The sequence below is a fragment of the Arthrobacter agilis genome (assembly GCF_002953615.1).
GTDB classification, from domain to species: domain Bacteria; phylum Actinomycetota; class Actinomycetes; order Actinomycetales; family Micrococcaceae; genus Arthrobacter_D; species Arthrobacter_D agilis_B.
In genome coordinates this window covers 1,305,071-1,313,934 of record NZ_CP024915.1, presented here as the reverse complement: position 1 = coordinate 1,313,934, position 8,864 = coordinate 1,305,071, and the positions used below count along the sequence as shown (strand labels likewise).

General features: G+C 66.0%; 8 protein-coding genes. 7 read left to right on the top strand and 1 reads right to left on the bottom strand.

What is annotated here, in order from left to right; all coding sequences use genetic code 11:
* Nucleotides 1–107 precede the first annotated feature (107 nt).
* Nucleotides 108–1,061 (bottom strand): LysR family transcriptional regulator, encoded by a 954-nt coding sequence (locus CVO76_RS06275; protein WP_133081747.1) that lies wholly within the window; start codon nucleotides 1,059–1,061, stop codon nucleotides 108–110.
* A gap of 282 nt (nucleotides 1,062–1,343) precedes the next feature.
* On the opposite strand from CVO76_RS06275, the gene CVO76_RS06270 reads away from it, so the two are divergent.
* From CVO76_RS06270 to CVO76_RS06240, 7 genes are all read left to right on the top strand, one after another.
* Nucleotides 1,344–2,624, top strand: coding sequence for a class I SAM-dependent methyltransferase (locus CVO76_RS06270; protein ID WP_208741268.1), 1,281 nt, complete (start codon nucleotides 1,344–1,346; stop codon nucleotides 2,622–2,624).
* A 516-nt stretch (nucleotides 2,625–3,140) separates the two neighbouring features.
* The gene (gene nrdH / locus CVO76_RS06265; protein ID WP_133081749.1) at nucleotides 3,141–3,386 is read left to right on the top strand and encodes a glutaredoxin-like protein NrdH; all 246 of its coding nucleotides are present in this window, start codon (nucleotides 3,141–3,143) and stop codon (nucleotides 3,384–3,386) included.
* Between the two features lie 39 nt (nucleotides 3,387–3,425).
* Nucleotides 3,426–3,899 (top strand): class Ib ribonucleoside-diphosphate reductase assembly flavoprotein NrdI, encoded by a 474-nt coding sequence (gene nrdI, locus CVO76_RS06260; protein WP_208741266.1) that lies wholly within the window; start codon nucleotides 3,426–3,428, stop codon nucleotides 3,897–3,899.
* A complete protein-coding gene (nrdE, locus tag CVO76_RS06255) occupies nucleotides 3,896–6,055 on the top strand; it encodes a class 1b ribonucleoside-diphosphate reductase subunit alpha (RefSeq protein WP_208741264.1) in 2,160 nt (719 codons plus the stop codon). The genes nrdI and nrdE overlap by 4 nt, the downstream gene beginning before the upstream one ends.
* Nucleotides 6,056–6,151: 96 nt before the next feature.
* On the top strand, nucleotides 6,152–7,126 hold the full coding sequence (nrdF, locus tag CVO76_RS06250) for a class 1b ribonucleoside-diphosphate reductase subunit beta (RefSeq protein WP_133081752.1): 975 nt from the start codon (nucleotides 6,152–6,154) through the stop codon (nucleotides 7,124–7,126).
* A 236-nt stretch (nucleotides 7,127–7,362) separates the two neighbouring features.
* On the top strand, nucleotides 7,363–7,977 hold the full coding sequence (locus CVO76_RS06245) for an ankyrin repeat domain-containing protein (protein WP_432206137.1): 615 nt from the start codon (nucleotides 7,363–7,365) through the stop codon (nucleotides 7,975–7,977).
* Nucleotides 7,978–8,192: 215 nt separating this feature from the next.
* Nucleotides 8,193–8,864: DinB family protein (locus CVO76_RS06240; protein WP_208741262.1), on the top strand; the 672-nt coding region annotated here is incomplete at its 3' end.

Here is an 8,864-nt window from a genome sequence, read left to right as displayed (position 1 = left end):
CTTGATCCGCATTGGGGGTCCTCCTCGGACGCTGTGGAAGCCCGCGAGCCGACGCCCACGCCTGCCCCGACGGTACGGACGGCGCGAGGACGCATGCAATACGGAACTCAGCGGCCCGAGGTGGGTGCGTATCCCGGCGCCGTGTGCTTGGGGCCGATGCTCTGGCTCCGGAGGATCTCGGCCAGCTGGTCCATGAACAGTCGCACCCTGGCGTCGTCGGCGTCGCCCGTCCGCAGGGCGAAGATGCTGCGGGCCAGCCGGATCTCGGGAACGTCGAGGGCCACGATGCCGTCGGGCCGGTTGACCATGGCCAGTTCCGGCACCAGCGCAGCTCCCAGGCCCGCCGCGGTGAGTTCGAGGCTCGCATTGAAGTCGTCGCAGTACGCCGCGATGCGCGGATGGAGGTTGCAGCTCGCGAACAGCCGTTCGATGACCGTGGCGTCCGCCGTGCCCGGGTGGTGCATGATCCACGGCATGTCCGCGAGCTGGTCGGCGGTCACGCGGGAACCGCTGCGGATTCCCCAACTCGCCGGCAGGATGACCCGGAAGTCGTCGTCGCCGATCCATTGCCGACTGAGCGTCGAGGGCCAGGCCAGGCCGGCCTGACCGACCTGGTAGACGAGGGCGAGGTCCAGGTCTCCGCCGGTCCGCAGCCCCTGGATCGTGTGAGCGGGTTCGCCGACGAACACGCGCAGGGAGACACCCAGCCGCTGCCACTCCGGCATGCGGAGCAGCCGCGGCAGAGCGAACGTGGCGAGGCTCGGGAAGATGCCGAGCCTGAGTTCGTGCTCCGGTCCGCTGCCGGAGCGCGCCGTGGAGGCGAGCAGCGCGTCGATGTCCGTGAGCACCTTCGCCGCGTGCCGGGACATCGCGACGGCTGCGTCCGTGGGGACGGCGCTGCGGGCGGACCGCGTGAACAGCGTGGCGCCCGTGTCACGCTCGAGGGCCGACATCTGCTGAGAGACGGCGGACGCCGTGTAGCCGAGACTCGTGGCGGCCCCGCTGAACGATCCATGGCGTATCACCTCGAGCAGGGTCCGCAGGTGGATCGGGTTGACCAAGTAGCACTCTCCCGGTGGTGGGACTCCCGTCGCGAGCCAGCTCGCGTGATGTGACCCCCACCAGCGCCACCGCCGGACGAGGCGCCCCGGGAGGACGAACGGATCCCGTCGAGCCTACCCGTGGCCACCAGAGATCTCCTGCGTTCCCGCCGTCCACGTGTCGCCGGCCGGCCTGATGTCCCAGCGTTACGTGGCGCTGGAGATCCTCGGGCAGGAGATTAGACTCTGGCGACGGCGGCTACCCACCAGCAGGGAGCGCTTGTGGACCCGGGAGGTAGTTCGATGAGCACCACAGTTGTTCCTTCGCAGGCGTACGTCGATCCGGCGGTCTGGCCGGGGATCGCCGGCGTCCCCGCCGGAGCGAGGAACAGGATCGCCGCGACGATCGCGGAGAAGATCTTCTCCGCCGCGGTGAACACCCTCCAGCTCCGGGTCATTCACGACGACGGCACCGTGCTGGGCGCGCCCGGCGGCGGACCGCGGCCGGAGATGCGCATCCACCGGCCCGCCGACTTCTACGCGAGGCTCGGGGACAACGGCCTGATCGGCCTCGGCGAGTCCTACATGGCGGAGGACTGGACGGCGTCGGACCTCACCGAGGTCCTCGAGGTCTTCGCCGCGCGTGCGGCGCACCTCGTACCCGTCCCGCTGCAGAAGCTGCGCGGTCTCTACCTGCCCAAGCCGCCCCGCCGTGAACGGAACAGCACGGCCAACACGCGCTCGAACATCTCCCGGCACTACGACCTGTCGAACGAACTCTTCGCCCTCTTCCTCGACCCGACCATGTCCTACTCGAGCGCCCTGTTCGACGCGACCGGCAAGGACCTGCTGCACGTCGAGTGGCACGAGCTCGCCGCCGCGCAGCAGCGGAAGATCGACCGCCTGCTCGACCAGGCGGACGTGGGACAGGGGACCCGTGTCCTCGAGATCGGCACCGGCTGGGGCGAACTGGCGCTCCGCGCCGCGGCCAGGGGAGCGACGGTCGTGTCCGTGACACTGTCCCGGGAGCAGAAGGAACTCGCCGAGGAGCGCGTCAGGGAGGCCGGCTTCGCAGACCGCGTGCGGGTCGAGCTGAAGGACTACCGGCTGGTCGAGGGTCAGTACGACGCCGTCGTCTCGGTCGAGATGATCGAGGCCGTGGGCTACGAGTTCTGGGCCGTCTACTTCCAGACCATCGATCGGGTCCTCGCGCCGGGCGGCCGGGTCGCGGTCCAGGCCATCACGCTTCCCCACGAGCGCATGATGGCGACGCGGCGGACCTACACGTGGATCCACAAGTACATCTTCCCCGGTGGATTCATCCCGTCCGTCCGCGCGATCGAGGACGTCACCGACCGCTACACGAGCCTGAGGGTGCGTGAGCGCCTCTCGATGGGCGACCACTATGCGCAGACCCTCCGCCTCCGGGAGGAGCGTTTCCTCGCCCGGCACGACGAGGTCGCGGCCCTGGGCTTCGACGAGACCTTCGAGCGCATGTGGACGTTCTACCTCTGCTACTCGAGGGCGGGCTTCCAGGCCGGCTATCTCGACGTCCAGCAACTGATCTTCGACCGGCGTCCCTGAACGGCAGCCCCGGCCGGGCGCCCGCTCCGCGGGTGGCCTGCCGGCCCGCTCACGCGCCCCACCGACAGCCGGTGCCGCTCGCCAGGAGCAGCACCGGCTGTCGCTGTACGCGCTGCGCGCACGCCTGTCCAGAGGCAATGCGACGACGTCGACCGTCGGCACGCGACACGCCGGACGAAGCGCGACACGGCAGTTTCTACACCTGTGCGGAAGTACTCCACAGCGTGTGGAGAGATGCCGTGTGGACGCGCCGGATCGGCACGTTTCCGGGCTTTCCGGAGGGCTCCGTCTGTGGACATCGTGTGGACTACTCGCTCCCTGAATGACATACTTGTAATACATCATGTTGGGGTCTGCGCCAGCGGGCCGCACTAGATGTAGTATCGAAGGACAGAAACAACCGCTGGACGGGCATGGGCCCGGAGGCGCGGAAATCCCCGGATTTCCTTCCCCTTTCCGGGGCCGCGCGCCACCCATGACACAGCACGACAGCAGTAGAGAAAAGGGGACTTAGACATGACCGTCACGGTTTACACGAAGCCGGCTTGCGTACAGTGCAACGCCACCTACCGGGCTCTGGACAAGAAGGGCATCGCCTACCAGAGCGTCGACATCTCGCAGGATCCTGCCGCCCTCGAGCGCGTCCGCTCCATGGGCTACATGCAGGCTCCCGTCGTCATCACGGACAACGACCACTGGTCCGGATTCCGCCCCGACAAGATCGCCTCCCTCGCGGACTCCGTCGTCAGCTCGGTAGCCTGAACGGATCCTTCAGAGGGTTCCACGGGACCGGCATCGGCCATGACCGCCACCGCTGTGGACGACCACACCACCTCCGCTGATCCGGCAGCTGCCGAGGACGGGAAGGGGCCGGTCACCGACGCCCCGTTGATCTACTTCTCGTCGGTCTCCGACAACACCCACCGCTTCGTCACGAAGCTGGGGGTCCGGGCCGCCCGCATGCCGCTGCTCACCAAGGAGCCGACCCTGCAGGCAACCCGCCCGTACGTCCTGGTCCTCCCCACTTACGGAGGGATCACCGGTAAGGGCGCGGTGCCCCGGCAGGTCGTCAAGTTCCTGAACAACGAGCAGAACCGCAGCCTCCTGAAGGGGGTCATCGGGGCGGGGAACACCAATTTCGGTGAGACCTACTGTCTCGCCGCCGACATCATCGCGGCCAAGTGCCATGTGCCGGTGCTGTACAGATTCGAAGTCATGGGCACGTCCGAGGACGTGGACCGAGTAACCAAAGGATTGGAAGAGTTTTGGACATGAGTGTTGCAGAGACGGAGACGGGCGCACCCGCTGCCGCGGCCGACCGCTTCAAGGACCTGGGCTATCACGAGCTGAACGCGATGCTCAACCTGTACGGACCGAACGGGGAGATCCAGTTCGATGCCGACCGCGAGGCTGCACACCAGTACTTCCTGCAGCACGTGAACAACAACACGGTCTTCTTCCACGACCTCGAGGAGAAGCTCGACTACCTCGTGAAGAACGAGTACTACGAGCGCGAGACGCTCCACCAGTACACGATGAACTTCATCCGCGACCTCTTCAAGCGTGCCTACGCCAAGAAGTTCCGCTTCGAGACCTTCCTCGGCGCCTTCAAGTACTACACCTCGTACACGCTGAAGACGTTCGACGGCAAGCGCTACCTCGAGCGCTACGAGGACCGCGTCTGCATGGTCGCCCTGCACCTGGCCCGCGGCAACGAGCAGCTCGCCGAGCAGATGGTCGACGAGATCATCGACGGCCGCTTCCAGCCCGCCACCCCCACGTTCCTCAACGCCGGCAAGCGCCAGCGCGGCGAACTCGTCTCCTGCTTCCTCCTCCGCATCGAGGACAACATGGAGTCGATCGGCCGGTCCATCAACTCGGCCCTGCAGCTCTCCAAGCGCGGCGGCGGCGTCGCCTTCGCCCTCACCAACATCCGCGAGGTCGGCGCGCCGATCAAGCAGATCGAGAACCAGTCCTCCGGCGTCATCCCCGTGATGAAGCTCCTCGAGGACAGCTTCTCCTACGCCAACCAGCTCGGCGCCCGCCAGGGTGCCGGCGCCGTGTACCTGCACGCCCACCACCCGGACATCAACCGCTTCCTGGACACCAAGCGCGAGAACGCGGACGAGAAGATCCGCATCAAGACGCTGTCCCTCGGCGTCGTGGTCCCCGACATCACGTTCGAGCTCGCCAAGCGCGACGAGGACATGTACCTGTTCTCCCCGTACGACGTCGAGCGCGTCTACGGCATGCCGTTCTCCGACATCTCGGTCACCGAGAAGTACTACGAGATGGTGGACGACGCCCGCATCAAGAAGACCAAGATCAAGGCGCGCGAGTTCTTCCAGACCCTCGCGGAGATCCAGTTCGAGTCCGGCTACCCGTACATCATGTTCGAGGACACCGTGAACCGGGCCAACCCGATCGAGGGCAAGATCATCATGTCCAACCTGTGCTCCGAGATCCTCCAGGTCTCCGAGCCCACCACGTACAACGAGGACCTGTCCTACGACTCCGTGGGCAAGGACATCTCCTGCAACCTCGGCTCGCTGAACATCGCGAAGACCATGGACTCGCCCGACTTCGGCCGGACCATCGAGACCGCGATCCGCACCCTCTCGGCCGTCTCGGACATGAGCCACATCAGCTCGGTGCCCTCGATCGCCAAGGGCAACGACGCCTCGCACGCCATCGGCCTCGGCCAGATGAACCTGCACGGCTACCTCGCCCGGGAGCGGGTCCACTACGGCTCCGAAGAGGGCCTGGACTTCACCAACATCTACTTCTACTCCGTGGTGTACCACTGCATCCGGGCGTCGAACCTGATGTCCATCGAGACCGGCCGTCGGTTCGCAGGCTTCGAGAAGTCCAAGTACGCGAGCGGGGAGTTCTTCGACAAGTACACCGATCAGGTGTGGGAGCCGGCGACGCCGCGCGTCCATGAGCTGTTCGCCGACGTGCACATCCCCACGCAGGAGGACTGGCGTGCCCTGAAGGCCTCGGTCATGGAGCACGGCATCTACAACCAGAACCTCCAGGCCGTCCCGCCCACCGGGTCCATCTCGTACATCAACAACTCGACGTCCTCCATCCACCCGGTTGCGTCGAAGATCGAGATCCGTAAGGAAGGCAAGCTGGGCCGCGTGTACTACCCGGCCCCGTACCTCACCAACGACAACCTGGAGTACTACCAGGACGCGTACGAGATCGGCTACGAGAAGATCATCGACACCTACGCCGCGGCTACGCAGCACGTGGACCAGGGCCTGTCCCTGACGCTGTTCTTCAAGGACACCGCCACCACGCGTGAGATCAACAAGTCGCAGATCTACGCCTGGCGCAAGGGCATCAAGACCGTCTACTACATCCGTCTCCGCCAGCTCGCGCTGGAGGGGACCGAGGTGGAGGGCTGCGTCAGTTGCATGCTCTAGGCAACTAAGTCGTCAGGCCGGGCATTCCGCCCGGCCTGACACTCCAGGCTCCACCGGTATCACCGGCATTACTTACACGCAGACAAGGAACACACCATGAGCGAGAAGCTGAAGCTCGTCGACCAGGTCCAGGCCATCAACTGGAACCGCATCCAGGACGACAAGGACGTCGACGTCTGGAACCGCCTGGTGAACAACTTCTGGCTGCCCGAGAAGGTGCCGCTGTCCAACGACGTGCAGTCGTGGGCGACCCTGACTCCGGAGGAACAGACGCTCACCATGCGCGTCTTCACCGGCCTCACCCTGCTCGACACCGTGCAGGCAACCGTCGGTGCCGTCAGCCTCATCCCCGACGCGGTCACGCCGCACGAGGAAGCCGTGCTCACGAACATCGCGTTCATGGAGTCGGTGCACGCGAAGAGCTACTCCTCGATCTTCTCCACGCTGGCCTCCACCAAGGAGATCGACGAGGCCTTCCGCTGGTCCACGGAGAACGTGAACCTGCAGAAGAAGGCGAACATCGTCACGGACTACTACCGCGGCGATGATCCCCTGAAGCGCAAGGTCGCCTCGACGCTGCTCGAGAGCTTCCTGTTCTACTCCGGCTTCTACCTGCCGATGTACTGGTCCTCGCGCGCCAAGCTCACGAACACAGCGGACCTGGTGCGCCTGATCATCCGCGACGAGGCCGTGCACGGGTACTACATCGGGTACAAGTTCCAGCGCGGGCTGGAGAGCGCGACGCCGGAGCGCCGCCAGGAGCTCAAGGACTACACGTTCGAGCTGCTCTTCGAGCTGTACGAGAACGAGGTCCAGTACACGCACGACCTGTACGACTCCGTCGGCCTGGCCGAGGACGTCAAGAAGTTCCTGCACTACAACGCCAACAAGGCGCTGATGAACCTGGGCTACGAGGCGATGTTCCCGTCGTCCGTGACCGATGTGAACCCGGCAATCCTCTCGGCGCTGTCCCCGAACGCCGACGAGAACCACGACTTCTTCTCCGGCTCGGGCTCCTCGTACGTCATCGGCAAGGCCGTGAACACCGAGGACGAGGACTGGGACTTCTAACCCTCCGGCGTCGTTCGCGCGCCGAACGGTCGCACCCGGGCGGTCTCACCGCCCGGGAGATATCGACGTTGCGCATGCGTGCGCCGGTCCTCTGGACCATGACGATGACGACCCTCCTCGCGGGCCTGGCTCTGGCCGGGTGCGCACCGGTGGACGGAGGTTCGTCTTCGTCGGAGGAGACCCGGACCGGGACGGCTACGGAGGGCCGGCCGTCCCGGTCCGGGGCTCCTCCCACGGTGCTGACCGAGCCGCCGTCGCGGCCGACCTCGCCGGCCACGCCGTCGAACCCGCCGCCCGACGCGCCCCTGCCGTCCGCGACGGTGTCGCCCTTCGAGCCACCGGCGCTCTCACCCGAGGACCAGGCGGACGTCGACCGTCAGTTGATCCTTGCTGCGAAAGCGAATGATCCCACCCGGGTCCGCCAACTCATCGACGCGGGCGGGAATGTCAACGCCAAGGACGACCTCCAGGATTCCGCGTTCCTGTACGCGGGAGCGGAGGGGTTCAATGAGGTCCTGCAACTGACGCTTGCCGCTGGGGCTGACGTGCGGAGCACCAACCGATACGGGGGAACAGCCCTGATTCCGGCGAGTGAGCACGGCTATGTCGAGACAGTGAGCATCCTTATCGCCGCCGGTACCGATGTGGACCATGTCAACAACCTCGGCTGGACCGCACTCCAGGAAGCCATCCTGCTCAACGACGGTGGGCCGAACCAGGTGGAGGTGGTGCGTCAGCTCCTGGAAGCGGGAGCAGATCCCGACATCCGGGATGTCGAGGGCAGAACGGCTTTGCAGAACGCGGAGCGGCTGGGCTTCACGGCCATTGCCGACCTGCTCCGATCCTCCTGATAGGAGGTGCCGGGCCGTAGCGGAATCGATCGACCACACCGACGACGAGCTGATCCAGAGGACATCGTGCGCGACGGCTACGACTGCACGTGGGCCCGGCCCGGCGCCGTCGTAGCCTGGGCCAGCAGAACACCTGCTCGCCTGTATGCCTCGAAGGATCGCGCGCTGTGTTGTCCCAGCCTCGAAGTGTCCCCGGCGGCGCTGATAATGGAGCGATGACGACCTGTTCCGGCACGAAGGAATTCGAGGGCGCGGCCTTCGTCAAAGCGAATTTCAAGGGCGCCACCCTGCGATTCTCCGACGTCAGTGGTGTGACGATGCGCGGTGTCGACGTGGACGGACTCGACATCGACAGTCATGACCTGTTCTTCGGCAGCCTGTTCGTCAACGGAGTCGACGTGGTGCCGCTCGTGGACGCCGAACTCAACCGGCAGTTCCCGGGCCGCGAGCTGCAGAAGGCCCGGACGCCCGAACACCTCCGCGAGGGGTGGATGGCGGTGCAGTCCGCGTGGCAGGAGACGGTGACGGGCACGCCGCAGGACCTGGTCGATGCCCATGTGGAGGACGAGTGGTCCCTGGCCCAGACCCTACGGCACCTCATCCTGGCGACAGACGCCTGGCTGCGCGGAGGGATCCTGCAGATACAGCAGCCGTTCCACGAACTCGGGCAGATCTTCACCGGCGCCGACCAGATGGGCTTCGACATGTCGATCTTCCGCGCTGACCCGCCGACGTACGAGGAGATCCTCGACGTCCGGGCCGAACGACAGGGACAGGTGACCGACTTCCTGGCCACGGCTACGACGGACCTGCTCGCGGAAGAACGTGAGAACCCGTGGGGCGGCGACGACTGGCGTCCCAGCGTCGGTGACTGCATCCGCGTGATC